The sequence below is a fragment of the Ruegeria sp. AWH4_226 genome (genome assembly GCF_056159225.1).
In genome coordinates this window covers 114,437-139,991 of sequence record NZ_JBSWUU010000003.1, presented here as the reverse complement: position 1 = coordinate 139,991, position 25,555 = coordinate 114,437, and the positions used below count along the sequence as shown (strand labels likewise).

Genomic DNA, 25,555 nt, shown 5'->3' with positions numbered 1-25,555 from the left:
CCGGAGTTTCCATGTCCTCGATCCTGATTATCGAGCAGATCCTCAACGGGCTGCAATTCGGCGTCATGCTGTTCTTGATGGCGGCTGGCCTGACGCTGATTTTTGGCGTTATGGGTCTGATCAATCTGGCCCATGGCTCACTCTACATGGTTGGCGCGTTTGCCGCCGCTGCCGTGGCCGGGGCAACCGGGTCTTTCCTGTTGGCATTGGTTGCCGCGCTGGCTGCTGCGGCGCTGGCTGGCGCGATTGTCGAAATGGCCGTGATCCGACGGCTATACAACGCGCCGCATCTGGATCAGGTGCTGGCCACCTTTGCGCTCATCCTGATCTTTTCTGAAGGCACCCGTTGGGTCTTTGGGTCTTTCCCGCTGTTTTTGGACATCCCCGATGCGCTGTCGGGGCCTGTTACGCTGCCGGGTGGGATCGAATATCCGCTGTATCGTCTGACCCTGATCGGTATCGGGCTGGCCGTGGCCGTCGGCCTTTGGGCACTGATCGAACGTACTCGGCTGGGCATTCAGATTCGCGCCGGAGAGAATGATCGCGAGATGATTGCGGCGCTGGGCGTCGATATCTCAAAACTCTACACGCTGGTTTTCGCGCTGGGTGCCGCGCTGGCGGGTCTGGCCGGAGCTTTGGTTGGCGCGATCCAGTCAGTTCAGGTGGGCATGGGCGAGCCTGTTTTGATCCTTGCCTTTGTTGTCATCGTTATTGGCGGGATCGGCTCTGTACGCGGTGCCTTTGTTGGTGCCTTGCTGGTCGGATTGACCGACACGCTGGGCGGTGTGTTCCTTCCCGAACTCTTCAAACTGTTCATGGAGACGGGGGCCGCGCAGAAAACGGGCTCGGCGCTGGCGTCCATGGGTATTTACGTGCTGATGGGGCTGGTTCTGATCTGGCGACCCACCGGCCTGTTCGGAGCACGCGCATGAGGTTGAATGAGAAGTATCTCAACGCCGTTATGATCGTGGGCCTGCTGGCGCTGCCGCTGTGGGCAGTTGTTGCGGATCAGCCGTTTACAATCACCTTGGTGACGCGGGCGGTGGTCCTTGCCTTGGCCGCGGTGGGGCTGAACATCATCCTGGGGATCGGCGGGATGGTCAGCTTTGGCCACGCTGTGTTCTTCGGGATCGGAGGGTACGCGATGGGCATCCTTGCCTATCACGCGCAGACCTACACGCCGCTTGACCTTGGGCTTTTCTCGATGGACGGAACGAAGTCCATGCCGGTGATCTGGCTTGTGGCTATGATCCTGTCAGCAATAGTGGCGGTTTTTATCGGGTTGTTGTCGCTGCGAACCTCTGGTGTTTACTTCATCATGATCACGCTGGCATTCGGGCAGATGTTCTTCTACTTCGCGATCTCTTGGGCGCAGTATGGAGGAGAGGATGGGTTGTCGATCTACGTTCGCAACGATTTCCCCGGCCTGAACACACTGGCACCGATCCAGTTTTATGCCATCTGTTTCACGCTTCTATGCATAGTGCTGTTTCTGTTCGCGCGCCTTCAGGCATCGCCCTTTGGATTGGCCCTGAACGCTGCGCGCCAGACGTCGGTGCGGGTTGAGACTGTGGGCCTGAACCCGATGCGGCTGAAGCTGCTTGCCTTTGTGATTTCAGGCGCGATTACCGGGCTGGCGGGTGCGTTGTTCGCGGACCTGAATCGCTTTGTGTCCCCTACAATGTTCAGTTGGCAGTTGTCGGGTGAGTTGATCGTTCTGATCATTATTGGTGGGGTGGGTCGGCTGATGGGGCCGGTTATCGGTGCCTGCGTCTTTGTTGCGCTTGAACACTTCCTTGGCGAACTGACCGACTTTTGGCACGTCTATCTGGGGTTGGTCTTGTTGTGTATCGTGTTGTTCGGGCGTGGAGGCCTAACTGGATTGCTGACCGGGAAAGAGGGCGCGCATGTCTGATCCCGTTCTTGCCACGCTGAACCTGAACAAAAGCTTTGGGGCGCTCAAAGCCACGGATGATGTGTCCATTGATCTGAAGCAAGGGGAAATCCACGCCATTATCGGCCCTAATGGCGCGGGTAAGTCGACGTTGATCCAGCAGATTTGCGGGGGGCTACGGCCCGACTCGGGGCGGGTGATGCTAAAGGGTCAGGACGTCTCGGGGTTTAGCACCCAAGCGCGTGCGCAGGCCGGGCTGGGGCGCACTTTCCAGATTTCGCAGCTTTGCATGGAGGACACCGTTCTTGAAAACGCGGTGCTGGGCGCAATGGGGGCCGAACATATGGCCTGGCGGTTCTGGCGGCCTGCCTTGAAACGCTCAGCCCTGCGTGAGCGGGCCGAGGCCGCGTTGGAGCGGGTTGGTCTGACGGAAAACCGCGATACGCGCTGTGCCAATCTCAGCCACGGCCAACGGCGGCAGTTGGAAGTCGCGGTGGCGCTGACCTTGTCGCCGAAGGCCTTTGTCATGGATGAGCCGATGGCGGGTTTGGGCGCCGAGGGGTCGAAGCGTCTGACCGGGTTTCTTGATGGTCTTCGGCAAGAAGCCCCCATTCTTCTGGTCGAGCATGACATGGATGCAGTTTTTGCCTTGGCTGATCGGATCAGCGTATTGGTCTACGGCAAGGTCATCGCCACTGGTACAGCGGATGAAATCCGCTCAAGCCGTGAAGTGCGAGACGCGTATCTGGGGGATGAGGCATGACGCTTTTGCGGATAGAAAACCTCACCGCGACCTATGGCGTCAGCCAGGCGCTGTTCGGCGTTGATCTTGAGATGTCGGAAGGGCAGGTCACGGCCCTGATGGGGCGCAACGGGATGGGCAAGACCACAACGGTAAAGGCCATTTGCCGGATGATCCGGTCTGAGGGCACGTTGACGCTGGACGGGCAGGATCTGCACGCATTACCCAGCCACAAGGTCGCCCGGCAAGGCGTGGGTCTGGTACCGGAAGGACGCCGTTGTTTTGCCGATCTGACCGTGCGTGAGAACCTGATCGCCGCCGCGCGCCCGGGATACTGGTCCTTGGGCCGCGTGACCGACCTGTTTTCCCGTTTGGCCGAGCGGCAGACCCAACGGGCAGTTTCATTGTCGGGCGGAGAGCAGCAGATGCTGGCGATTGGCCGGGCGTTGATGACGAACCCTCGGCTATTGATCCTTGACGAAGCAACAGAGGGTCTTGCGCCAATCGTCCGACAGGAAATCTGGGCGGCGTTGCGCCGTCTACGGCAAGAAACCAACGTGGCGATCCTGCTGATCGACAAGTCGATAAAGGAACTGGCGTCTGTGTCCGACAGGGCGGTCATACTGGAACGTGGGCGTACCGTTTGGTCGGGTAAGATGGACGAACTGACCTCGGACATTTCAGAGAAATACGTGGGGGTTTGATGGCGTTCAAATTTCATCAAAAAGTGCTTTTCAAACATTGCGACCCCGCCGGGATCGTGTTTTTTCCACGCTATTTTGAAATGGTCAATGATTGTGTCGAAGCGTTCTTTGATCAGGGGTTAAGTGCCCCGTTTCATGATCTGCATCGTAATGGGGCGGTGCCGACCGTTCAAATCCAGACTCAGTTTCCGGCTCCAAGCCGCCATGGCGATGAATTGGTTTTTCAGCTCGAGATCACACAGGTTGGCCGCAGCTCGGCAGATTACAAGATGACCGCACGTTGCGGGGATGAGGTGCGCCTGATCACTTCGGCAACCTTGGTCAACGTCACCGCAAACGGCCGCCCCGAGGCTTGGCCAGATGCGATCCGCAGCAAGCTAACGGAATTCAAAGGGGGCGCGACATGAGCCACAAAATCATCCAACCTGACGGATGGCTTCCGGCAAAAGGCTATGCAAATGGCGTTCTGACCAAGGATGGGACACTTCATATCGGCGGCCAGATCGGCTGGGACGCAAACAAGACCTTCGTCAGCGGAGGCTTCATCGGCCAGATGAAACAGGCGCTGCAAAACATCGTGGACATCGTCGAAGCTGCGGGCGGTCAGGTATCAGACGTGACCCGGCTGACATGGTTTGTCACCGACAAAAGCGAATACCTTACCAAACAGGCCGAGGTTGGTGCCGCCTACCGCGAGGTGTTCGGCAAGCATTTTCCCGCCATGTCGATGATCATAGTGGCTGGTCTGGTCGAGGACGAAGCGCTAGTGGAAATCGAAGCCACGGCACATTTGTCCTGACACGCGAACCCTGCCTAGAACCGATAGGTGGCACCAAACACCGGTCCAGACTGATCAAAGGTGTAATCGTTGCCATTAATTTCGTGATCAAATGAGATGTGCCTATATCCGCCTCGCAGCACCCACCTGTCATTGATGGCATAGTCGGCGGTCAAAAGAACCGACCATGTCTGGCTGCCGCTGCGGAAACCGCCGTAATCTGCATATGCAGTGCTGGTCCACGAGTCAGACAAGGTGAAGCGGGCTCTGACACCGATGACTGGATCGAACCAGCTGTCATCGGCTGCATTGCGTTGCGGCGGCGCCCCGCCCGGTGTGAATGTGAAGTCGGTATCTGTGCTGTACCATCTGAAACCACCCGCAAGATCAACCTTGACAGAGGGGTCGTTGCGTACCCTGTAACCCAGCAAGGCTGATAGAAATTGCGTTTTGACCGATGTTTCCAGCTCTCCACCTGCTGGACCTGTTCCACCGAAAGACAGGTTTGTATAATTATAATCGGCCAGCACGCTCCACTGTCCGTTTGATGCGGACAGTGTTCCCATAAAGGCAAAGTCCAGGTTTTCCAGCGCGTCCTGAAAGCTCAGCGTGGCGTCCAGCTTGCCCACAGGGGTTTCAAAGCTGGTTTCGGTCTCGGGCGTGTAGAGGTAAATCGTGGCCCAGTAAGACCAATCTGACTGCTGCGCCGAAGATGCTGTTGCCATGGTTGCAAGCGCAGCCGATGTAATGAGGCTAAGCTTTGCCGTTTGCGCTGGTGTCATTTCCCTCTCCCATATGGTCCCCGAGTTGCGGGTGTTTGTCAGACGGTTGCCAATCCTTTTTGCCTTTGGACTCCCGCGTTCCTGGCACTCATCGAAATCCGGGGACGTCCGAGCCAGATAGGACAGGGTGCGCCTGACCTTGATCTGAAACGCCCCGGAAATCGTTGCAGGAAAGGAGCTTGCAGTTATCAGTACATCATAACCGGAGGCTTTGGTATTTTGTAAAAAACTTGCTATGGCACCACCGGATTGAGCCCAGCGAACCGGCACGGCGGATCGCGACATAAACATCAGGCATTGATGACCTCTTTGTCGCCCGAACCGCGCCGCATGTGAATGGTCGCAGACAGGGCCGCAAACGCAACCAATATCCTTTGAGAGCAAGCTAAACCTACGCGCCCAAGCAATGGGTCGCAGTTTTGTGGACGAAGCCACCGACCAATTCCTAGATACAGCACCGCAACCATCGTGAGCCGCACCTGGAACGGCAAGGCAACAAGCCCGCTCAGCCGTTCGTGATTCAGTGTTTCGTTGGATTGTAGTGTCGCGGCCTTTCTTTTCGGGGCCTGCGTAATCTGTCGAAATCTTAATCTAGGGCTCCCATCTGGCAACTTCATTGACATTCGTTCCTTGACTTAAGGCGTCAACGCACCACCGGTTTACTTATGCTGAGTAAAAAAATCCTAATCATCGTCACGTCCGCCCTTCTATTGTCGTCGCCTACCGCTGCTGATGAGATAGAGGTAGATCTTGAGCTTGTCCTTCTCGTTGACGTATCCCGGTCGATGACGGAGCGCGAGCTTGAGATTCAACGACAAGGCTATGCAGCAGCCCTGCAGTCGGATGAGGTTTTCACAGCGGTTCAGTCGGGCCTGCTGCAACGGGTTGCCATGACGTATGTCGAGTGGGCCGGTACGCAAGAAGTGATCGTTGATTGGAGACTTTTGGAAACGCGCGCTGATCTGGACGAATTTGCGCGTGTTCTGACTTCACGTTTCGATCCCGCCCTGCGCCGAACGTCGATCTCTGAGGCCCTGATCTTTGGGGCGGCGATGATCGAAGGGAACGATTTCAACGGCCTTCGCAGGGTAATCGACGTGTCAGGTGACGGGCCGAACAATCAGGGTCGCCCGGTCTTGCGAGCTCGTAAGACAGTATTGTCGAAGTCGATTATTATAAATGGGTTACCGTTGATGACCCGCGAAGGTATGGGAGACCAGTGGCATCTTGACGACCTTGACGTTTACTACAAGAACTGCGTCACAGGCGGACCCGGTTCCTTTGTAATTCCGGTGTTTGACTGGCAGGATTTCGCAGAGGCTGTACGCCGAAAACTCGTGCTGGAAATCGCATCCGCGCCGCTGCCCGAAAGGATTATCCCGGCACAATACGCTCCGATCACAGATTACGACTGTTTGATCGGTGAGAAGATCTGGGAACGGAACCGACACATCTGGAGCGAACCTTAGAAACGACCCAGATATCAAATCTCACGTTTCGACACACAAGACTCGCCGCAAAATAGGAAGGTCCTGTTGTTCCAAGGCAACCCGCACAAAAGGATGTGTTCGACTCGCTGTAAGTAAACAAACGCTTTGACATCGATTTGTAAGAAACGCGTGAAGTCTTCGCGCTTATGGTCAATTCAAAACGCAGGGATAATTGTGGCTGTGCACGCAGTCTTCAGCTATCCGGTCTCCGCTGAATTTCCCTGAAAACCGGGAATTTACAGGGAAATCGGTCGAATATTGACGATTTACGCTATGCTGGCTCACGATTTCTGGAGGGAATTCAATGCGTTGGTGCGGACTTCCCTATGCCTAAGAAAAGGGAAATTCTTCGCAAACAACAGGGAAATATTTTTCCCGAGCAGGGAAGCTAAGAGAGCGTAGATGCAAGTCACCAATTGCCCTGCACAACGCTTGTTTGGCTCGCGACCAGTACGCCAAAAGATCCCCACATGTGGTACTTGCGGAAATTCCAGCGGCGATACATAGATAGGCTCCGATCAAAAAGGGAGCGACCTTCTCCTGCTCACCACAGCAGGGGAGTAATCTTTTTTTGATCGGAGGAATCCGTATGAACAATGAAAGACCAACTAACCAAACATCCGAACCGGATGGCGTGGTGGAGAAGGCGGTCGATGATCCGAAGATCGAGTACTTGCCACCATCAGTTCTGGTGCCTCATCCGACGAACGCCAAGCTCCACTCGAAGGCGCAGATCGCTCAGATCAAGAAAAGCTTCAGAGCGTTCGGCGTGATCAGCCCAGTCATCATTGATGACAATCGAGCCTGCTGTGGGACTCGCTCGGGCGCTAGGAGAACGGTGAGAATCCCAGTATTCTCAGGCAGAGCGCAGCCGGTTGATCGAAGGCGGTCGAATTCGGTGAATTGGTTAAACTTGAAGTGTAGGGAGAGTAAATTGTCCCACGGTCCCCTTGGGGTTTATGAGACAGATACGGCTTCCATCAAGCGAATTCGCCCATCCTTCAAACGGAGGCATCCCATCCTGTCGAGATCGTTTATGATCACGGCGAATGACGAAACGCCAAGTGAATTCTCGTCGAACTTTTTCAAGCAATCGTTGGTGGCGTCTCTCGCTTGTTCCTCTGTGAGTTCTATAACGCTCCTCGTGCTCTCCCAGATGGCCTTGATGGCGGCGGCATGTTTGACGCCAAGCTCAACGGTTGCCTGATTGGATAGTTCATTCCAGATTGCGAGTGCCGCCAAAGGCACCAGCCAAGGCTGCGATACGACGCCCGCAGCGGTCAAAACCAATCCGGGAACCGATCGAAAGAGGGTAGACCAGCTCAGCGCGATGTTCCCGATTTTTCGGCTTTGTGCGCCACCGCGCCCTTCATTGATGAAGCTGATGAGCTCCATATGGCTGTTGTTTGAGGCGGCGGGATCCTGACGAATGAATGAGGAGAAGACAGTGGCCCAATCCTCATCCGGCAACTCAGACAGCGCAGGCGCGCATCTACGCATAGAATCCAGCAGACTGTTTTTTTCGTTCATATCGCTTCTCTGAACTGATAAGTTTCTACGATTTCGGCGTACTCAGACTGGTATGGATGAAGTACATCGCCATTGAACGCATCAATCGCGCGTGACACATCGTCAGTCGGATCAAGTGCATACTCAAACACCTCGAAGTGAGGCCAAATGCCACTCAACGTTTGCAAGGCATGTCGCGTGTCAACGTATGCATCCAGGTAAGGTGCCTCAGGCCACTGAGACGCGCACTGCTGTGCAAACGATGGTAGTATCATTTCTCTCGCACGGATAATGCCATGCGGATGGCTCTTCCATTGGAGAGGCGCGAAAAGGTTGGCTCTTCGGCCAAGGAGCGCAAACATAAAACCCAGGAACGTGGTGGCGATCCATGCGAGGCAAATGCCCTCGCGAAGGCTCACATTGTAGGTTCGATGGTTTTTGAGGAAATGCTCCATGTGCGGCAGGCCAAGTAGTTTGCCTCTAGCCATACGATCCGCACCAATCTCGCACCAGTTGAGGATTGCGCTGAGCTCGCCAGGTTGCATGGGCGATTTCTCTTCCAAGGTCGCATCACGTGAGTCGCCGACCGATGCGCGGTAATCGATGTGTCCCCAAAATACGTGAGCCTCCTCGTGATAAAGCGCGCAGCAAATCATTAACTCTGTGACGAGATAGGCAAAGTCACGACGTACAGGGCACACTGGCAATATCTGTGGTAACCTACGCATGAAACCGGGTTCGATTTCATTATGCATATTGATATTTCTGAACGGCGCTTGCGTGCTTGCCGGCGCTTCCAATTCGTGCTCCCCAAATGCTGGGAGGGCATTCCAGGTTGCAAAGACCGTGGTCGCAAGGTCAAGGCTCAGCTCGTACAACCCATTCGTGACGGCGACAAAGTACTTATCGCCTGAAACAGCGGCAAGGGCGTTTGGCGAAGAACTATGAAGCGCCAAGGCCTCAATGTGGGCCGTCACCCCCCGATAGTTTCGGTAATTGCCGATCCTAATAGGGTTCAAACGGCTTGCATGACGCATCGCAGCTGAAAGCACTGTTCCTTCTTGGATCGAAAGAGGTGTATGACCTTGACTAGTGGCCCACGCGTTGGCCTCGGTGCTGCTGCTAATCAGTCTTCTCAATCTAGCCTCCAAGTACCACGGTCTCTCCCTTTGACAACCGCCTTCACGGCTGAAGCTAGACCGCTGCCAACGCGTTCCTGTAGGGGGCAAAGTACCACAATCTAAACTGCGTTTCATTCACTACGGTTCCACCATCTGAAAATGGTGAACGTGTTCAGGCTTGCGCACGAAACACTACAACGCAGTATCGGCTGAAGGTCAATTCCGAAGCCAACATTGAGTCGTTAAACAAGACTGCAATCCACCAACATCAGCAGAGTGGAGCGAGGCGACCCTTGTCTCAAACGACGACCAAATCTACATATCAGTGCTCGGCTCTACGAAGTTTAGCGACATTCGTTTGATGCATAATGATCGACAAAGGCATCAATCTGCTGCCTGAGATCACCGGGCAGGTAGTAGTTTTCCAGCAAGATGCGGTTTTTCAAGGTCTGGTGCCATCGCTCAATCTTCCCCTGAGTTTGCGGATGATACGGAGCGCCTCGACCGTGATCCATTTGCCGATCTTCAAGCCAACACGCGGTGCCAAACAGAACTCATCGCGAATGCACGCGTCACACGTTATCTCGAGATGTATCATCTCGAGTTTCTGCCTGAGTTTGAAAAGATCACGGAGACGTAGGCACTGGCTTCCTGATTCAAGCGGTTTGGTCAATTTCGGCTGGGCTGTGACAGGGGACCCGGACCCATAGAAGCGCAGGGACCGCAGGAGACGGCGCACGGTGGGGCGGATCAATTGCGACAGTGGGGATGGCGGCGAACCCGTGCGGAGCCCACCAATCTGAGATTATCCACTCGGCATAGTAAGTGAACATTTTTCACGGAGTCGGCGATCGGCACGTAATCGACTGATCGCCACCTCAAACGCGTAAGCGCCATTATGTTAAGTTTTTGGCGGACCCAAAAGCTGCTTCATCTTGTCGTCGTAAATCCTGTCCGGAGAGGAGTTGCACTCAATGCAACGTAACTTGGTTTTCAATGCCAACACATTGGCCGCAGTCAACTTCTTTCCGACCAATGGCTCTAGTTTGCTTGCGGAAACTTTGGACACTCTTCCGCAAGAACACTCGCATGTGATGTGGCTGATCCTTCATTTCTCGAAACAGAGATCGGGGTGGCTGACGTTCAATGGTCTTTGCGCCCTGTCCGACGTCAGACATGCTTGGTTTGAGGACGAAGGGAAGCCGATCAAGAACCTGCGCATCCTTCTTTCCATCCTCGACACTGAGACGGTTCCCGCAGAATGGCTTCGGCAACGTGTCATGGCCGATGATGTTCGTAAGGCCGACAGAAACCTCGCACCTGAGGTCTGGCGAAAGGCCATGAAGGGAAAGATTGAACGGCGGCAGGTCTGGTCTTCTAAGGTGCGGAGCAAGCAGCAGCAGGTGCCGGCTTCAGGATCAGATGATGAGAAGATCCTCAATGATGTTGCAGCGTTGACGCCTGCTGAGTTCGAGGCATTCACGGTGGCTCTGATCGACAAGCTGCCGGACATCGTTCCGGGCCTCGAGCACCGCGTCACGCGAACAAGGAGGACCGGCGACCACGGCATCGACTTCTTCGGTATGTTTAAGATGCCCTATCCGATTGACTATGAGATTGAGTTCTTGGGCGAGGCCAAACGCTACAAGACGGCCATTACGCCGGATCAGGTTTCCCGTCTCGTCGCGCGGCTTGGGCGAGGCCAGTTCGGACTGTATTTCACAACGTCGTGGTACTCTGAACAGACACAGAAAGAGATCGAGGCGGATCGCTATCCGGTACGTCTGTTTTCCGGGCAGGACATTGTAAACATTCTTCGGGCTGGAGATTGCGTCTCCGGCGGACGATTAAGGGCAGATTGGAAGGAACTGGCCCTTGCCGAGGTTGAGGGACATGGCGCTGATGGTCTCAGGCCGACGTCCCTGTGGTAGATACGGTTTCAGGGAGCTTCGTCGCGCTCATTCATACGCACGCATACTAGAAATTAGCGGCCCTTACGCGCTATTGAGGTCAAACACTCCCGCAAGAAGATCGTGATCCAGAGGCTTCCGACAGTTCTTGAACTGGCACCTTCCTGCCGCGCGCGCCCATACAAGAAGCTTCGTTACTTCACGGGGTGATGGCCCTCTATTGGACATAGTTCATGAGCTCCGGCATATTTTCGTGACTTGAGTGTGTAGGGTGTGATGCATCGCGCATGCGAGCATTTGGTGTCCCCTATTCGTCAGGCGATGTTCACAACAAATGGACCGCTTCGCGCGACAAGATAGCCATCCTTTACAATGAAGCATTCTATGCTGTGGGACCCGGTATAGGATGTGGTCTCCTTGCGAACGAGACCTCCGGCTTCAGTTCTAACGTCATCTATGTCGCCACGAAGACCTTCCACACCCTTCGCTTCAGCTTCTGGCCCAGTGTTGGTCGTCTGCCAGAAAACATCAAAAGGTTTTGAGACGGTCGTTTTGGCGCGGAAGCGTAGATCGCAGCCTTTTGGCAGAGGCTTGTCCCCACTCCGAAATCGGACGGACCGCCACCGGCTCTTGCCCGCCCGAGCTTCAACAATTTTCACTTCCCCCATTGCGGTCGGATGTTGCGCCCATGCTGCCGGTTTTCTGTGAGGTGCTAGCTGAATAATTTCAGGTACTGGCCTAACTGCAAAACTGTTGCTCGCTGGTGCCAGCGCGTATTCAAGCTTCGGACCGACAGCCTCATCGAGTGCCTTTGAATAGCCAGACCCCAATCGCTCAGCCATGTGATTTGGAAGCGCTGCACCAGAAGAAGCACCGGCGATAGTCTCAAAGTCGTCACGTGCTTGCTCCAACCACTCGTAGAAGCACTCCTCAAGCCTGGGCTCCAGTTCCCATTTGTCAGCGAAGTTTTCGAGTGGGTCGGTTGGATTTTGAACCCACGCAACGCCATCTCTATCCTCAATGTGTCTATCCATACTGAAGAGGATGGCGAAAAGAGCAGAAGCAAGATCGTTTTCCGAGCCGTAACTCCTCGCAGCTAAGGTCGCGATAATGATCGAAATCGGTTTTTCATGGCGTCTGTCCTCAAACATAATATCCCGATGACGTTTCAGAAGCTGTACGACACCCTGTAGCGGTGTCTTAACGCGAAACATTGGGACATCATCGACGCTATCAAAGATACCGCTGCGTTCTTCTTCAAAGATTGCTTGGCGACGTTCTCGATAGACATCCCCACCTTGCTCGGCAAACCAGCTAGCAAAACCCTTGGGATTGCTATGTGGCCATGTGGGCGTGATCTTTTTGAAATTTGGGTCTCTTTGGTCTGTGATAGCAAGTGAAGTATCAGTCCACTTCGTATCCAGCTCGCGCTGTTCGAGCAAGACACGCCTACCCTCAGCGTCTGGGATGGCGGGAAGAACATCCATGTGAAACTTAGAACCATCCGCATAGAGAAGGGTCCAACAGCGGTTTCCCGGTTCATCGATGCTGACGCCGTGAGCATCAGCATAGGATTTTACCTCATAGCCGACGAAGTTCTTGACGAGCTGTTGTGTATCCTCTGCCTTGCTTCCTTTGATCTCGCACACGACATCGATGTCCAAGTCATCATCCGACGAACTCGGCTTAATCGCGGTGCCGAGGCGGAATGATCCTTGCACGTATACAGTTGGGGCTCGGTTGCGAAGCTCCGACTTAGGCCGCTCAAGCCAATCGCCAAGTGATTTGTACGCTCTTTGAGCCTGCTCATACTGAGTTTGCGTAACCTCAACTTGTTCCAGAAGCTTCTCCAAAAAATTGGAACTAAAAGGCGAAAAGAGAATGCTCATTTAGTTTTCCACTCCAAATAGTCCCTGCAAAAATGTCATGAAATTAGGCGACTGATATCCGTATGCCCACGGTCGGCGAAAAAGTTGCTGTCTAGTGACATTGGAGAATGAAACTTCCCAAACACAGTCACTCATACTCATCTTTGTGTTCCCCATGAAAAAAATCTACCCGAGGCCTTTCCTTATCGAAGAGAGATTCTAGCCGCTGGGCGTTCTCCTCAACAAGCCGCCGTGCTTGCGCAGGAAGCTCATCACGTGCTCTTTCAAAGTCGTCCATCGCAATCGGAGCCAATGAAGGTGCAGTTGTTACCCGCAGTAATCTGTCCCGCCCTATAAGCAGACCGGCTTGACCCACTGCGTTTTGGCTTTGGAGATGCATGGCTGTCTCAATGATTGTGCGCCAGTGAAACATCCCGCCCCACTTAATCTGCGAGTCTGACAACCGCAGATCCTGTTCGCCACATCCGAGAGATAGAATGTCGACGGTATGTCGGTCGAGATCAAAACACGAAAGCGCATCAACCAACGCGACCATGGCTGGATTGTTTGCCCAGACACCTCCATCGGCAAAGTGACGCGTGCCATTTCGGTAGGTCGAAAAGAAGGTAGGCGCTGCGGAGGTCGCGAGGGCGGCTGTGACGATCTCCTCCTGCCAGTCTAGGCGAAAATCAGGGTGATGCGGGGTCTTTAGAACGGTGACCTCGTTGAAACCATCAAAGGTCGGAATGTTCAGCCGCCTATCCAAAGTCCCAAGAGTTCTGTTGCCGAAACAGTCCCTAAGGGCGCGCTCCAAGGGCTCTCGGTCATAGCGGTAGACGGCCATGTTGCGCGCAAATCCGTAGACGGATTTTGCCGCCCGACCCAAAGCAAATGGCGGGGTCCAGCCTTTGGGAAAGATCTTCCCACCGTGGGTAAGGTAAATGTCAAGAACCTCCGCCGCACGCATACCAGCGCTCAGACCAAGCGCGATTATGCCACCAGTCGATGTCCCTGCCAGCAAATCGAAATAGGCCGCTGCGGACCCGCCTTTCAAAAATCGCCGCTCGCATTCGGCCAACACGGCGGCAGGCAATATGCCTTTAATACCGCCACCATCGATCGAGAGGATGCGGAAGGTGTCGGCCGTCCATTCGAGCTGTTCACGCTGATGAAAAATCGTGCCGTGTGACCGCCGCCACTGAGGTTGATCCATGGTAACGTTCCAATGCTGCCGCGACTGGATTGCGGCTATCTGTTTCTGACCTGATGTGCTTGCTCGTGCCGAACCATTTACCCGTCAACAACCAGCACTCGTAGCAACTGAGCCAGTTTGAAGTCCAAGGGATGGTAATTTCACTAATGCGATCATCGGGTGTCCATTCGTTTGCTTCATCATCAAAGAGGCAAAGAAAGGGGCCGTGCCGCTGCGTTCGCGGATGTGCAATATAGACATGCGGGAGCGAGCCTTCCGCATTTCCAAATCTCCGTATCAGCGTCGGATTTAACACCTCAACCAGAGGCTGAAGATAGAGATTTGACCGCCCCTCGGGCAACAGAGGTTCGGTGTATTCCACGCGCAACCTATAGGTCGTATTATGCGGTGTGAGTGTGCCATGCCAAACGGCAGTTCGATTGTCCAGCTGATCGCATGACCAGCCCGGAAGAACCGCGCGCATATCCGCGATTTGGTTACCAACAGTTATCATCGGGCACGACGCCCCCCATGTTGGTGTTGGCTCGGGCCGGTGTGATGAGGCCGCTTGCGGCCGCAACACCGGCGCCTAAAGCTGGGGCCGCGGGCTTGAACTCTCCGCCCGGCTTCATTCCGAGCGCGCCGTGTTCAAGCTGGACCATCCGCGCCTGATGATAGGCCTGCAATGCTACTTCACCCGCCTTTTCGCCGAAAAGATCGTCGAAGGTCGATTGGATAACCGCTGGATCAAACCCCACGCGTTGGAGATTCTTAAGCCGATCTATGAGCGCCTGCCCAAAGCTTCAACACGGCCACCAGCATGGGGCGGCTGACTCTCAACATGCTGCTCAGTTTTGCCCAGTTCGAGCGTGAGGTCACGGCAGAGCGCATCCGCGACAAGATCGCAGCCTCAAAACGCAAGGGCATGTGGACGGGTGGGAGCGTTCCACTTGGCTATCAGCCTGATGGCCGATCGCTGAAGATAGACGAGAATGAAGCGACCACGATCCGGACGCTTTACGACCTCTATCTGAAACACGGCGCTTTGCGAGAGGTGAAAGAGCGGGCAGAGCAACTCGACCTCAGGTCCCGGTGCCGTAACTGGGCGGGTGGTCGGATATCAGGCGGAAAACACTTTGATCGTGGTCACCTCCAGCACATCCTGAGTAGCCCGGTCTATGCCGGACGGATCCGTCACAAACAGCAGGTGTATGAAGGGCAGCATCCTGCGATCATTGATCCTGAGATCTGGGACACGGTTCAGGATATGCTGCAAGGCAGGGCCCCCATCGCACGCGGTTCAAGAAAAAGGGCAACAACATCTCTGCTGGCTGGAAAGCTCTTCGATGACACTGGCGATCGCCTGACACCCAGCCACAGCCGCAAGAATGGCAAACGTCTGCGCTATTATATCTCCCGCAGGCTGGTCAAAGATCGCAGTCGGAAACATCCTGACGCCTGGCGGCTACCCGCCGAGCAGGTTGAAAGGCTTCTGACAGATTTGGTTGCGCAGCATTTGGGCCGACCTGATGCGGCGTCGTCAATGATCCAGAATGCATCAGCGGCGGAGATCGTCTCGGCGGCCGAAAAACTGAAAGAGCTGACGCCGACGCAGGCATGCTTGGCACTCGTCGAACGTGCTGATTTGCGACCGGGTTTGGTCACCATGCAATTGAGTGCTGCCGTTCTCGCAAAGCAGTTGGGGTTCCAATCGAAACAAATAAATCAGCCGGAATTGATGATTGAAGCTCCCTTCCAGATGCGCCGGCGCGGGGTGGAGTTGAAACTGCATTTGGGTGCACCGCCACCAGAGATCGACCAAACTCTCGTGCAGAACATCGTGAAGGGACGGCGTTGGTTGTCGATGGTTATTGCGGGAAAGACCTTCTCGGAGATCGCAGAAGCCGATGGCGTTTCAAAACGGCGCGTCCAGGACGTGACTAGTCTCGCGTTGCTTGCCCCTGATGTTCTTGGGTCAATCGTTCAGGGTGAACAACCCAAAGGTCTCACCACCGATTATCTGATCAAGACCCGGTTCCCCGCAATCTGGTCAGAACAGCGCGAGCAGTTCGCAGCGCTCTGACATCAGAACCTGCCAAACTCGTACCGCCGGATTTGCAAACAGAGACTGCGGCCCGAAAACGGCCTCGAATGTGCTCGGGACTGCGTCTCGGCTGGAAGCGTCGCACGCCAAGCGCCCGGAAACACGCGGCAATTGCCCGGCAACTTCTCAGGGTCTGAAATCAGAGAAGTGTTTGGCTGGGGTGGTAGGATTCGAACCTACGATACACGGTACCAAAAACCGCTGCCTTACCACTTGGCTACACCCCAACGATGAGGCGCTGTCTACGATTGTTGTTTGGAGGGTTCAAGAGCTTTTGGGCGAAAAAATCGGCGTTGGGCAAAAATATTTTTGTCATGTCCGATAGTCCGGAACAGTCAACCTGGCATTCGTTTAGCAGCGGGGCACAAGGAGCGCCGCCGCATATCACCCGGAGTTGATAAGTCACGAAATGGTGAAAGAGACAGAGAACGCAAATATGCGTGCCGAAGATCTGCCCCATTCGGTCCGGACATGCGAAAACGTGGGTGCTTGGTTCGAATTGCAAGACTTGCCCGGTCTTGCGCGGTGGTCTGATCGCCGCACTATTCGCGGATTTCAGAAGGGTCGACGCCCCAGAGCTTGGATTTCTCTGCCCAGCCACGATACCCGCCAGCCGAGATGTGGCACCAATCGAGACTGCATTTCCCAAGGCGTGCCACCACGCCGGATTCGAATTTGGCGCTGACTTGGGAATTGGGGTCGGGATTTGTGTAGACGGGCAGCAATTCGGAATCGATCAGGACAGTTCGCACACCTGAAAGCAGTGCATAGTGTACCCATCCTCCGGCTCCGTCACGATCCTGCACCTTGCGCCAATTGCCGTATTCGGCCGTGATTTGCAGCGGCATACCGCGCCGCTTGAAAACCCAATCGATTCGATGCGTCAGCGACGGGCCGCGGCGCACGTTGCCCTCGGCGGCCTTCATCGAAACATAGCGGGGTATCGGCAGGTTTGTGACTTGGCCACGCTTGTCTTGTGCGTTGGCGCTGAATGCCCCCAGAAACACAAGAAATGCGCACGAAATCACCAGAAGGCGGCGTTTTACCGTTAGAAAACCACTCACTGACTGCCTGCTCTTGTGCCTGTTGATCTGGTTTCGAAAAAAGGTCGTCTCAATGCGATTGGGGTTCTTGTGCCCCGCCTGATCCTGCGCCACGATGCCATGGCGCGCAAAGATTTGCAAAGCGATGGGAGGGCAAAGGTGCCAAGAGAACGTCTGAGTGTTGTCGTAACGCGACGGTTGCCCGAGGCAGTGGAAACCAGGCTGTGCGAGTTGTTCGATGTTCAACTGCGCGACGATGATGCCCCCATGTCGCGCGAAGAACTGGTCGCTGCGGTTCAAAGTGCTGATGTATTGGTTCCTACAGTTACCGATACAATTGATGGTGGCTTGTTGGGGCAGGCGGGCGAAAACCTACGCCTGATTGCCAACTACGGGGCGGGTGTCGATAACATTGACGTTGCGACAGCGCGACAGCGCGGCATCCTTGTCTCTAACACACCCGGCGTTCTGACCGATGACACGGCGGACATGACGATGGCTCTGATCCTTGCTGTCACGCGCCGCCTGCCCGAAGGTATTGGCCTGATGCAGCAGGGGGATTGGTCCGGCTGGGCGCCCACAGCCTTACTGGGTGGTCGGATCGGTGGCCGGCGTCTTGGGATTCTGGGAATGGGTCGGATCGGGCAGGCCGTGGCGCGCCGTGCCAGCGTGTTTGGGATGCAAGTTCATTACCACAATCGTCGCCGGTTGCGCCCCGAGACTGAGCAGGAGCTTGATGCAACCTATTGGGAAAGTCTTGATCAGATGGTGGCGCGGATGGATGTTATCTCGGTCCATTGTCCGTCGACTCCATCCACGTTTCACCTGATGAATGCGCGTCGTTTGAAGCTGTTGAAACCCTCCGCTGTGGTTATCAATACCTCTCGGGGTGAAGTGATTGACGAAAACGCACTGACCCGCCTGATCCGGTCTGGTGATATCGCGGGTGCGGGCCTCGACGTTTATGAACACGGTACTCAGGTGAACCCGCGTTTGCGGCAATTGCCGAATGTCGTTCTTTTGCCCCACATGGGCTCAGCCACTCTGGAAGGGCGGATCGAGATGGGGGAGAAGGTCATTATCAACATCAAAACCTTTGAGGACGGACACCGCCCGCCGGACCAAGTTGTCCCATCTATGCTGTGACGCGCCCGCGCCGCAGAAACAGTTTTCTGGAGGATACGATGAATAGAAATCTGATTTCGGGGTTGTTTTTCGCGGCGTTGACCTTTGGTGGCACGTCCTTTGCGCAGGAAACGGCAGATGCGGTCGCGCCCGAAGGTGCCTCCGAAGGTCAGGTTCAGGCTCTGACCGATGAGGTTATCGCCTCGCTTGAGGCGAAAATGGCCGGGACACCGGTGCGTTCTGACAACTGGATGGTTGCTGCGGCGCATCCTCTGGCCGTTGAGGCAGGGGCCAAGGTGTTGCGTGCCGGTGGGTCGGCGGCTGATGCCATGGTCGCCGTCCAAGTCGTCTTGGGTTTGGTTGAGCCGCAATCCTCGGGCCTTGGTGGCGGTGCGTTTCTGGTCTGGTATGACGCCGCGACTGGCACATTGACTACGCTGGACGGGCGCGAGACAGCACCTCTGGAAGCGAACCACCGATTGTTTTTGGACAAGGACGGTGAGCCGTTGCAATTCTTCGATGCCGTTGTTGGCGGTCTTTCCGTCGGTACGCCCGGCACGCCTGCACTGATGGAAGAGGCCCACCGCCGCTGGGGACGCAGCCCATGGCCGGGCCTGTTTCAGGATGGCATCAGGTTGGCGGAAGACGGGTTTCTTGTGTCTCCGCGCCTGGCGTCCCTTGTCGAAGCGGATGCTGAACGGCTGTCACGCTTTCCGGTCACGGCCGAGTATTTCCTGCCGGGCGGCGAGCCGCTGCAGCAAGGTCAGCGTCTGATGAATTCGGATTACGCAGAAACTTTGCGCGTATTAGCCAGCGAGGGATCTGCCGGGTTCTATGGTGGCGAAATCGCTGCCGGGATCGTCAGCACCGTGCGCAACGCGCCCGGTAATCCCGGTGTTCTTTCCGGTGTCGATCTGGCGCTGTATCAAGTGATCGAGCGTGAACCCGTCTGCGCCACCTATCGCAGCTTTGAGGTTTGCGGCATGGGCCCGCCCTCGTCGGGGGCGCTGACGGTTGGGCAGATTTTGGGCATGTTGAACAATTTTGATCTGGCCGCGATGGGGCCGGAGGACGCAAATGCCTGGAGGCTGATCGGCGATGTCTCACGCCTCGCCTTTGCGGATCGAGGTCGTTACATGGCGGATCATGATTTTGTTCCGATGCCCACGCAGGGGCTGGTTGACCCGGACTATCTCTCTGAACGCAGTCAGTTGCTGAACGCTGAGGGCGCACTGACTGAGGTATCGCCCGGCAATCCGGAATTCGATCACGCATCCAACTGGGCGGATGATGTGTCGCTGGAACTGCCTTCGACCTCGCATATCTCGATCGTGGATCAGTACGGAAACGTGTTGTCGATGACCACTACCATTGAGAACGGGTTTGGCTCACGCCTGATGACCAATGGGTTCCTGCTAAATAACGAGTTGACGGATTTCTCGTTCAAAACCCACAGCAACGGTGTGCCAATCGCGAACCGGTTGGAACCCGGCAAACGTCCACGTTCCTCCATGAGCCCAACCATCGTTATGCAGGACAACGCGCCGGTGCTGGCGATCGGCTCACCGGGTGGCAGCCGGATCATCGGGTACGTGGCCAAGTCGATCATTGCCTGGGCAGATTGGGATATGGATGTGCAACAGGCGCTGTCGCTGCCGCATCTTGTCAATCGGTTCGGCACCTACGATGTCGAACAAGGTACGGCAGCCGAGGGGTTCTTGGATTCGCTGATCGAACTGGGCTATGAGGTCAATCCACGCGATCTGACTTCGGGGTTGCACGCGATTGAGATCAGCGAAGGTCTGATCGGTGGCGCAGACCCGCGCCGCGAAGGCATCGCGCTGGGCGAATAAAGGGAACTACAAATGGTGCAGGCTGTAGCTTTGGCGCGAAACGAGGCCGGGATTGAAACGGCTGTAAGCATTCTCAAGCAGAAATTCGGAGACCGTCTGCAAACGGGCCAAGCTATTCGCGAACAACACGGCCACACGACCACCTGGATCGAAAATCAGGCGCCGGACGCTGTGGTTTTCCCTCATTCGACCGAAGAGGTTTCGCAGATCGTCAAAACCTGCGCCTTGCACAAGGTCCCTGTGATTGCTTTCGGCACCGGCACCTCGCTTGAGGGGCACGTGAACGCCCCGGCAGGGGGGATTTCGGTTGACTTGACACAGATGAACAAGGTGTTGGCCGTACATGCAAATGATCTGGACTGCGTTGTGCAGCCCGGCGTGACGCGCGAAGATCTGAACACTCATTTGCGGGATCAGGGCTTGTTCTTCCCCATCGATCCGGGGGCCAATGCCTCACTTGGCGGCATGGCGGCAACGCGGGCGTCAGGTACAAACGCCGTGCGTTATGGCACGATGAAGGACAATATCCTTAGCCTTGAGGCGGTGATGCCCGACGGTCAGATCATTCGCACCGGGCATCGGGCGCGGAAATCTTCTGCCGGATACGATCTGACCCGCCTTTTGATCGGGGCCGAGGGCACGTTGGGCATCATCACCGAGCTTACCCTGCGCCTGCAGGGCATCCCCGAGGCGATCACCTCGGCCCGGTGTTCTTTTCCGTCCGTCGATGCGGCCTGTCAGGCCGTGATGATGACGATCCAGTATGGCGTTCCTGTGGCCCGGATCGAGCTGCTTGACGCGTTGTCGGTCAAGGCTGCCAACGCATATTCCGGGCTGAGTTTGCCTGAAACGCCGCTGTTGCTTTTGGAGTTTCACGGCTCGGACGCAGGCGCGGTCGAACAGGCGGACACCTTCGGGCAGATCGCCGAAGAATTCGGCGGTGCCGATTTCGCCGCCACCTCGACCACAGAAGAGCGGAACAAGCTTTGGCAAGCCCGGCACGATATGTATTGGGCCAGCTTGCAACTGCGCCCCGGTGCACGCGGAATCTCAACCGACGTTTGTGTTCCGATATCGCGTCTTGCGGAATGTGTCACGACCACTCGGGACAAGGCCGAAGAGATGGGCCTCATGGCTCCAATTGTCGGACATGTGGGGGATGGAAATTTTCACACCCTGCTGCTGATCGACATGGACAATGCCGAGGAAGTGGCCCGTGGAGATGCGTTTGTTGGCTGGCTGAACGACCTGGCGATCTCGATGGAAGGCACGTGCACGGGTGAGCATGGAATCGGGCAGGGCAAGCGCCCCTACTTGCTCAAAGAGCTGGGTGCGGCGGTTACTTACATGGATGCCATAAAAAAGGCGCTGGACCCGGATAACATCATGAATCCAGGTAAAATCCTGTCTTTCCCCGGAAACTGACCTTCGACAAAAATCTGACCCTGAAGCCATATGGCTGCCCTATTTGCAGACTATCTTTCGCGTTCAAGAGCAGTGATTGATTTTAGGGTCGCAAATGGGCGTTTTTCGGATTTTGGGTTTTGCAATGATCGTGTGTTTGGTCATCGCTGGCCTTGACTATTTCCAGCAGGATAAAAAACACGACGGCAGTTTGTCCGTCAGTGGTTATGTTGACACGATCAAGCAGCGTTTCGCGCAGCAACAGGGCGAACGCGAAGCCAAAGCTGTAGAACGTGATCGTCAGAACCGCTGGAATGCCGGGGCCAAACCCTATCTTCCTGCGGCCGCACAGGGTTGGGATCGATATGAGCTGTCAGATCTCGACAGCGCACCGGTCGACACTGTTCTTTCGGAGTATGACCCAACGCCGCTGATAAGCTCGGTTTCTGGTACGTCCGAGTTGATACGCCTGTCCAAAGCGGGGAAAGAGGGCTTCGCCCGCAAGCTGAGCAAGACGGGGCTGGTCTATGCCAACGGGGAAGAGACTCTTTGGTTCGACATTAGCCTCAAGCCCAAATCCGCGCGCAATTCATTGGCTGGTATCGCCTTGTCGCGGCAGCAGAACTTTGCAGCGATGACCGAGATCACCAAAGGTTTCGCGGTCATTGATGGCGTAGCATTCATGGAAACCACATACTCCATGTTGGAGTCTGACGAAGCCCCTGACTATCGCAGGATTTCTGGGCGCATCGGGATCGATGAAGAAGTCGTGATCCGAATGAACACCAATGCGTCCGACGAAGCCATTCTCGAACTGTTGCAAGCTGTCGATTATGCCGCCCTGAATGCGTTGTTGACCTTCCCCTCGCCCGTCGTGGGGGCTGGTGTCCTGATCCCGCAAGACCGGCAAGCAGAAGTCGCAGAGAAGATGGATGACCTATACTCTGAGATGATTTTGGTTCAGGAAAAGATGACCGACGAAAAACTCGAGAACCTTAACTTTGCTGCGGTGATGGTCAACGCGATGACGGCATCTGGGTATAACAGCGATGGCATCATGGACATTACCGGTGGCAAAGTGTTCGAAAACCAGGATGTTCTGCAAATCGGATATGGTCGGGCGCAAAAGCTGCTGTTGGAGTCCGACCAACGCCAAGCTGCGCTTGCTGACGACACGGCGCAGGGGTCGGGCTTTTTCAAGCGGTTGAAAGACAAATTACCGGCTTTCGGGATACCTGGGGTCACTGGCGCGTCTGCGGACCCTGCTGCGCCTAAGAAATCGTCGCAACCTGTGCGCGTGCACAAGGGCGGGTTGGGGACATCTTGCGCACAAGTTGGCAGCATAAAACGATGCGCGGCCGCCGGCCAATAGGTCAAATCCATTGAATCAACGGCCCGTATTGAATAGCGGGTCGTTTTCTTTCTCTCACTGGTCGGATGAATGTCGCGCCGGGGACTTCAATTGCGCCATATGGTGTCAACTGAATTCAAGGGGAGACGCCCGGTTATGAAAACCCAAGTCAAAGCATTGGTCGTTGGCGGCGGCGCCATCGGGACCTCGATTGCCTATCACCTGGCCAAGGCGGGCTGGGACGATGTGATGTTGATCGAACGGGATGAGTTGACGTCTGGCTCAACCTGGCACGCAGCCGGTTTGCTGCCGTTGTTCAACATGTCCTATGCGACAACCCATATCCACAAATACTCGGTCGATTTCTACAAGACGCTTGAGGAAGAGACGGGTTTGAACGCGGGCTTTGCCGTGGTCGGGAACCTGCGTATGGCGCAGACACAGGATCGTATGGATGAGTACATGCTCTATGCGTCCACGGCCGAAACCTGCGACGTGAAATACGAATGGCTGACCCCGGATCAGATCAAGGAACGCTGGCCGCTGATCGAAACCGGCGACTTAAAAGGCGCGATCTATCACACCGAGGACGGTTACATTAACCCAGCCGACGTGACCCAGGCGATGGCCAAGGGTGCCCGTCAGCGCGGTGTTGAGATTGTACGCAAAATGCAGGCCGACGCTTTTCATTGGAACGGCACCCACTGGGAAGTCACCTGCACCAAGATGGTCGAGCAAGGTGGCAACCTTGTCCCATCAGATGAGCAGGTTGTTATCACAGCCGAACATGTTGTGACTGCATCGGGAAACCATGCACAGCGCACGGCCAAGATGCTGGGCATCAAGATGCCCGCAATCCCGGTTGAGCACACGTTCATCGTCATGGACAAAGACCCTGAGTTGGTCAAATGGCGTGAGGCAGGCAACCCCGAGCATCCCGTTGTCCGCGACGCTGACAACGAATCTTATGCACGCGAGGAACGCGGCGGCTGGATTTTGGGTATCTACGAACACGGTGCACCTGCGCGCTTTGAATACGGCGTGCCTGACAGCTTCCGTGCGGATCTGTTCCCGCTGGATCTGGACCGGATTGCCGAGCAATACATGGCGATGGCAGAACGCGTGCCGTCCTGCGCCGACTCGGGCCTGAAGGACGATTTTAACGGGCCGATCTGTTACACACCTGACGGCAACCCGCTGGTTGGCCCGGCTCCGGGCCTGCGCAACATGTGGTTGGCCGAAGGTTTCTCTTTCGGGATCACCGCTGCAGGTGGCACCGGCTACTATCTGGCGCAGATGATGGTTGATGGCGAAGCCGAGATCGACATGGCCTCGCTTGACCCCAAGCGGTATTCGTCCAACTGGATGACCACCGAGTTCGCCGCGCGCAAGAACGAAGAGTGTTATGAGCATGTCTACATCCTGCACCATCCGGATGAAGAGCGTGAAGCCTGCCGCCCGCTGCGCACCGTTCCAGCTTATGACCGTCAGAAGGCCCGCGGCGCGCAGTTCGGTTGGGTCAATGGTTGGGAACGTCCGAACTATTTCGGACCACTGGACGCGCCGGACAATTTCGACAAGGAAAGCCGCTCGTTCCGTCGCGGTGGCTGGTGGCAGTACGCCGTTGAAGAAGCCAAGGCGATCCGCAACGGCGTTGGCCTGATCGACGCCTCGGCCTTCACCAAGCATGTCGTCAAAGGCCCCGGCGCGACCCAGTTCCTCGATTGGTTCACCTGCAACAAGCTGCCCAAGGTCGGTCGTATCAACCTGACCTACGCGCTGACCTCGCACGGCACTACCCGCACCGAATACACTATCGTCCGCAATGGCGAGAACAGCTACTACATCGTCTCTGCCGGTGCCTGGACCGAGTATGACGCCGATTACCTGCGTAAAGCGGCCGAGGACAAGATGGAGGAGTTCGGTTACATAGAAATCCAGGACGTGACCACTCAGTGGGGCGTCTTCGCCATCGCCGGACCCAAGTCGCGTGACGTTCTGAAAGAGGTCATCAAGGACGCTGATCCGGAAACTGCACTGTCCAACAAGCGCTTCCCGTGGCTGTCGGCGCGCCAGATCGAACTGGGCATGTGCCCGGTTAACGCGATCCGCGTGGCTTATACAGGTGAGCTGGGCTGGGAATTGCACCACCCGATCGAGATGCAGAACTACTTGTTCGACCTGCTGGAAAAAGCCGGTGAGAAACATGGTATGAAGCTGGTCGGAGCCCGCGCCCAGAACTGGCTGCGTCAGGAGAAATCCTATCGCGCCTTCGGCACCGAGCTGGGCCGCGATGCGACCCCGCTGGAAGCCGACCTGCCGCGCTTTGTCGATCTGTCGAAAGACTTCTACGGAAAGGCCAAGCTGGAAGAGACCGGCGTACGGGTGAAGTGTTGTACCCTGCTGATCGACGGGCCAGACGATGCCGACCCGTGGGGACGTGAGGTGTTGTACACTCCGGAAGGTGAGCGCGTGGGGCGTCTGACCTCGGGCGGGTATTCGGTGGCGTTCGAGAAATCCATCGGCATGGGCTATGTGAAGCCCGAATTGGCGGTCGAAGGCACCAAACTGAAGGTCAAGATGCAAGACAAGCTGTGGGACGCGGTCGTGACCTGCGACAGCCCCTATGACCCGAAAAACGAAACCATCCGCAAGGATGGGTGATTAGTCAAAGACCCCGGAGAA

Annotated in this window: 22 protein-coding genes, 1 tRNA gene and 2 pseudogenes; 15 read left to right on the top strand and 10 right to left on the bottom strand. The window is 55.9% G+C overall.

Annotated features, from left to right (window positions below; all coding sequences use genetic code 11):
• Positions 1-11 precede the first annotated feature (11 nt).
• From ACXAET_RS19080 to ACXAET_RS19055, 6 genes are read left to right on the top strand one after another with little or no spacing between them, the layout of a single operon-like run.
• Positions 12-932: a branched-chain amino acid ABC transporter permease gene (locus ACXAET_RS19080; RefSeq protein WP_475188902.1), complete on the top strand. Its 921-nt coding sequence runs from the start codon at positions 12-14 to the stop codon at positions 930-932.
• Entirely contained in the window at positions 929-1,915 is a 987-nt protein-coding gene (locus tag ACXAET_RS19075) for a branched-chain amino acid ABC transporter permease (RefSeq protein ID WP_475188898.1), read from the top strand. Before ACXAET_RS19080 ends, ACXAET_RS19075 begins: the two co-directional genes overlap by 4 nt.
• Positions 1,908-2,657 carry an ABC transporter ATP-binding protein gene (locus tag ACXAET_RS19070; protein ID WP_475188895.1) on the top strand — a complete coding sequence of 250 codons (750 nt, stop codon included), beginning with the start codon at positions 1,908-1,910 and terminating at the stop codon, positions 2,655-2,657. The genes ACXAET_RS19075 and ACXAET_RS19070 overlap by 8 nt, the downstream gene beginning before the upstream one ends.
• Complete coding sequence (locus ACXAET_RS19065) at positions 2,654-3,340, top strand: ABC transporter ATP-binding protein (RefSeq protein WP_475188892.1); 687 nt, start codon at positions 2,654-2,656, stop codon at positions 3,338-3,340. The genes ACXAET_RS19070 and ACXAET_RS19065 overlap by 4 nt, the downstream gene beginning before the upstream one ends.
• Entirely contained in the window at positions 3,340-3,747 is a 408-nt protein-coding gene (locus tag ACXAET_RS19060; RefSeq protein WP_475188890.1) for an acyl-CoA thioesterase, read from the top strand. Before ACXAET_RS19065 ends, ACXAET_RS19060 begins: the two co-directional genes overlap by 1 nt.
• Positions 3,744-4,139 (top strand): RidA family protein, encoded by a 396-nt coding sequence (locus tag ACXAET_RS19055; protein ID WP_475188887.1) that lies wholly within the window; start codon positions 3,744-3,746, stop codon positions 4,137-4,139. The genes ACXAET_RS19060 and ACXAET_RS19055 overlap by 4 nt, the downstream gene beginning before the upstream one ends.
• A gap of 14 nt (positions 4,140-4,153) precedes the next feature.
• On the opposite strand, the gene ACXAET_RS19050 is transcribed toward ACXAET_RS19055, so the two are convergent.
• Positions 4,154-4,900: a porin family protein gene (locus tag ACXAET_RS19050; protein WP_475188882.1), complete on the bottom strand. Its 747-nt coding sequence runs from the start codon at positions 4,898-4,900 to the stop codon at positions 4,154-4,156.
• A 665-nt stretch (positions 4,901-5,565) separates the two neighbouring features.
• On the opposite strand from ACXAET_RS19050, the gene ACXAET_RS19045 reads away from it, so the two are divergent.
• The gene (locus ACXAET_RS19045; RefSeq protein WP_475188880.1) at positions 5,566-6,369 is read left to right on the top strand and encodes a DUF1194 domain-containing protein; all 804 of its coding nucleotides are present in this window, start codon (positions 5,566-5,568) and stop codon (positions 6,367-6,369) included.
• Between the two features lie 978 nt (positions 6,370-7,347).
• Here ACXAET_RS19045 and ACXAET_RS19040 read toward each other — a convergent pair.
• The 3 genes and pseudogenes from ACXAET_RS19040 to ACXAET_RS19030 form a co-directional block, all read right to left on the bottom strand.
• Positions 7,348-7,920, bottom strand: coding sequence for a hypothetical protein (locus ACXAET_RS19040; RefSeq protein WP_475188875.1), 573 nt, complete (start codon positions 7,918-7,920; stop codon positions 7,348-7,350).
• Complete coding sequence (locus ACXAET_RS19035) at positions 7,917-9,038, bottom strand: hypothetical protein (RefSeq protein WP_475188871.1); 1,122 nt, start codon at positions 9,036-9,038, stop codon at positions 7,917-7,919. Before ACXAET_RS19035 ends, ACXAET_RS19040 begins: the two co-directional genes overlap by 4 nt.
• Before the next feature lie 347 nt (positions 9,039-9,385).
• Positions 9,386-9,535: pseudogene (locus tag ACXAET_RS19030) on the bottom strand (integrase core domain-containing protein); the annotation flags it as partial.
• Positions 9,536-9,994: 459 nt separating this feature from the next.
• Between ACXAET_RS19030 and ACXAET_RS19025 the strand changes: the two are divergent.
• A complete protein-coding gene (locus tag ACXAET_RS19025; RefSeq protein ID WP_475188865.1) occupies positions 9,995-10,951 on the top strand; it encodes a restriction endonuclease in 957 nt (318 codons plus the stop codon).
• A gap of 293 nt (positions 10,952-11,244) precedes the next feature.
• On the opposite strand, the gene ACXAET_RS19020 is transcribed toward ACXAET_RS19025, so the two are convergent.
• The 4 genes from ACXAET_RS19020 to ACXAET_RS19005 all read right to left on the bottom strand — a co-directional run bounded on the left by ACXAET_RS19020 (position 11,245) and on the right by ACXAET_RS19005 (position 14,748).
• The gene (locus ACXAET_RS19020) at positions 11,245-12,819 is read right to left on the bottom strand and encodes a nucleotide-binding domain-containing protein (RefSeq protein WP_475188863.1); all 1,575 of its coding nucleotides are present in this window, start codon (positions 12,817-12,819) and stop codon (positions 11,245-11,247) included.
• A gap of 127 nt (positions 12,820-12,946) precedes the next feature.
• On the bottom strand, positions 12,947-14,011 hold the full coding sequence (locus tag ACXAET_RS19015; RefSeq protein ID WP_475188859.1) for a CBASS cGAMP-activated phospholipase: 1,065 nt from the start codon (positions 14,009-14,011) through the stop codon (positions 12,947-12,949).
• On the bottom strand, positions 13,959-14,474 hold the full coding sequence (locus ACXAET_RS19010; RefSeq protein WP_475188856.1) for a type II CBASS E2 protein: 516 nt from the start codon (positions 14,472-14,474) through the stop codon (positions 13,959-13,961). The genes ACXAET_RS19015 and ACXAET_RS19010 overlap by 53 nt, the downstream gene beginning before the upstream one ends.
• 13 nt (positions 14,475-14,487) lie before the next feature.
• Positions 14,488-14,748 carry a hypothetical protein gene (locus ACXAET_RS19005; RefSeq protein WP_475188850.1) on the bottom strand — a complete coding sequence of 87 codons (261 nt, stop codon included), beginning with the start codon at positions 14,746-14,748 and terminating at the stop codon, positions 14,488-14,490.
• A 53-nt stretch (positions 14,749-14,801) separates the two neighbouring features.
• On the opposite strand from ACXAET_RS19005, the pseudogene ACXAET_RS19000 reads away from it, so the two are divergent.
• Positions 14,802-14,909 (top strand): annotated as a pseudogene (locus tag ACXAET_RS19000) (recombinase family protein); the annotation flags it as partial.
• Positions 14,910-14,915: 6 nt separating this feature from the next.
• Entirely contained in the window at positions 14,916-16,073 is a 1,158-nt protein-coding gene (locus ACXAET_RS18995; RefSeq protein WP_475190168.1) for a recombinase family protein, read from the top strand.
• A 173-nt stretch (positions 16,074-16,246) separates the two neighbouring features.
• Here the strand turns inward: ACXAET_RS18995 and ACXAET_RS18990 are convergent.
• Both ACXAET_RS18990 and ACXAET_RS18985 read right to left on the bottom strand, forming a co-directional pair.
• Positions 16,247-16,321, bottom strand: a tRNA-Gln gene (locus tag ACXAET_RS18990).
• Positions 16,322-16,636: 315 nt separating this feature from the next.
• Entirely contained in the window at positions 16,637-17,125 is a 489-nt protein-coding gene (locus ACXAET_RS18985) for an SH3 domain-containing protein (protein WP_475190164.1), read from the bottom strand.
• Between the two features lie 171 nt (positions 17,126-17,296).
• Here ACXAET_RS18985 and ACXAET_RS18980 point away from each other — a divergent pair, with 171 nt between their 5' ends.
• The 5 genes from ACXAET_RS18980 (at position 17,297) to ACXAET_RS18960 (ending at position 25,534) form a co-directional block, all read left to right on the top strand.
• A complete protein-coding gene (locus ACXAET_RS18980; RefSeq protein ID WP_475188847.1) occupies positions 17,297-18,283 on the top strand; it encodes a 2-hydroxyacid dehydrogenase in 987 nt (328 codons plus the stop codon).
• A gap of 38 nt (positions 18,284-18,321) precedes the next feature.
• Positions 18,322-20,115, top strand: coding sequence for a gamma-glutamyltransferase (gene ggt / locus ACXAET_RS18975; RefSeq protein WP_475188844.1), 1,794 nt, complete (start codon positions 18,322-18,324; stop codon positions 20,113-20,115).
• 12 nt (positions 20,116-20,127) lie between these two features.
• Positions 20,128-21,540 (top strand): FAD-binding oxidoreductase, encoded by a 1,413-nt coding sequence (locus ACXAET_RS18970; protein ID WP_475188841.1) that lies wholly within the window; start codon positions 20,128-20,130, stop codon positions 21,538-21,540.
• A 94-nt stretch (positions 21,541-21,634) separates the two neighbouring features.
• Entirely contained in the window at positions 21,635-22,891 is a 1,257-nt protein-coding gene (locus ACXAET_RS18965; protein WP_475188836.1) for a hypothetical protein, read from the top strand.
• 135 nt (positions 22,892-23,026) lie between these two features.
• On the top strand, positions 23,027-25,534 hold the full coding sequence (locus ACXAET_RS18960; RefSeq protein ID WP_475188834.1) for a GcvT family protein: 2,508 nt from the start codon (positions 23,027-23,029) through the stop codon (positions 25,532-25,534).
• The last annotated feature ends 21 nt before the right edge of the window (positions 25,535-25,555 follow it).

Coding starts and splice junctions, on each gene's coding strand:
- ACXAET_RS19080 (WP_475188902.1), top strand. CDS start 12: ATGTCCTCGATCCTGATTATCGAGCAGATCCTCAACGGGCTGCAATTC.
- ACXAET_RS19075 (WP_475188898.1), top strand. CDS start 929: ATGAGGTTGAATGAGAAGTATCTCAACGCCGTTATGATCGTGGGCCTG.
- ACXAET_RS19070 (WP_475188895.1), top strand. CDS start 1,908: ATGTCTGATCCCGTTCTTGCCACGCTGAACCTGAACAAAAGCTTTGGG.
- ACXAET_RS19065 (WP_475188892.1), top strand. CDS start 2,654: ATGACGCTTTTGCGGATAGAAAACCTCACCGCGACCTATGGCGTCAGC.
- ACXAET_RS19060 (WP_475188890.1), top strand. CDS start 3,340: ATGGCGTTCAAATTTCATCAAAAAGTGCTTTTCAAACATTGCGACCCC.
- ACXAET_RS19055 (WP_475188887.1), top strand. CDS start 3,744: ATGAGCCACAAAATCATCCAACCTGACGGATGGCTTCCGGCAAAAGGC.
- ACXAET_RS19050 (WP_475188882.1), bottom strand. CDS start 4,900: ATGACACCAGCGCAAACGGCAAAGCTTAGCCTCATTACATCGGCTGCG.
- ACXAET_RS19045 (WP_475188880.1), top strand. CDS start 5,566: ATGCTGAGTAAAAAAATCCTAATCATCGTCACGTCCGCCCTTCTATTG.
- ACXAET_RS19040 (WP_475188875.1), bottom strand. CDS start 7,920: ATGAACGAAAAAAACAGTCTGCTGGATTCTATGCGTAGATGCGCGCCT.
- ACXAET_RS19025 (WP_475188865.1), top strand. CDS start 9,995: ATGCAACGTAACTTGGTTTTCAATGCCAACACATTGGCCGCAGTCAAC.
- ACXAET_RS19020 (WP_475188863.1), bottom strand. CDS start 12,819: ATGAGCATTCTCTTTTCGCCTTTTAGTTCCAATTTTTTGGAGAAGCTT.
- ACXAET_RS19015 (WP_475188859.1), bottom strand. CDS start 14,011: ATGGATCAACCTCAGTGGCGGCGGTCACACGGCACGATTTTTCATCAG.
- ACXAET_RS19010 (WP_475188856.1), bottom strand. CDS start 14,474: ATGCGCGCGGTTCTTCCGGGCTGGTCATGCGATCAGCTGGACAATCGA.
- ACXAET_RS18995 (WP_475190168.1), top strand. CDS start 14,916: ATGTGGACGGGTGGGAGCGTTCCACTTGGCTATCAGCCTGATGGCCGA.
- ggt (WP_475188844.1), top strand. CDS start 18,322: ATGAATAGAAATCTGATTTCGGGGTTGTTTTTCGCGGCGTTGACCTTT.
- ACXAET_RS18970 (WP_475188841.1), top strand. CDS start 20,128: ATGGTGCAGGCTGTAGCTTTGGCGCGAAACGAGGCCGGGATTGAAACG.
- ACXAET_RS18965 (WP_475188836.1), top strand. CDS start 21,635: ATGGGCGTTTTTCGGATTTTGGGTTTTGCAATGATCGTGTGTTTGGTC.
- ACXAET_RS18960 (WP_475188834.1), top strand. CDS start 23,027: ATGAAAACCCAAGTCAAAGCATTGGTCGTTGGCGGCGGCGCCATCGGG.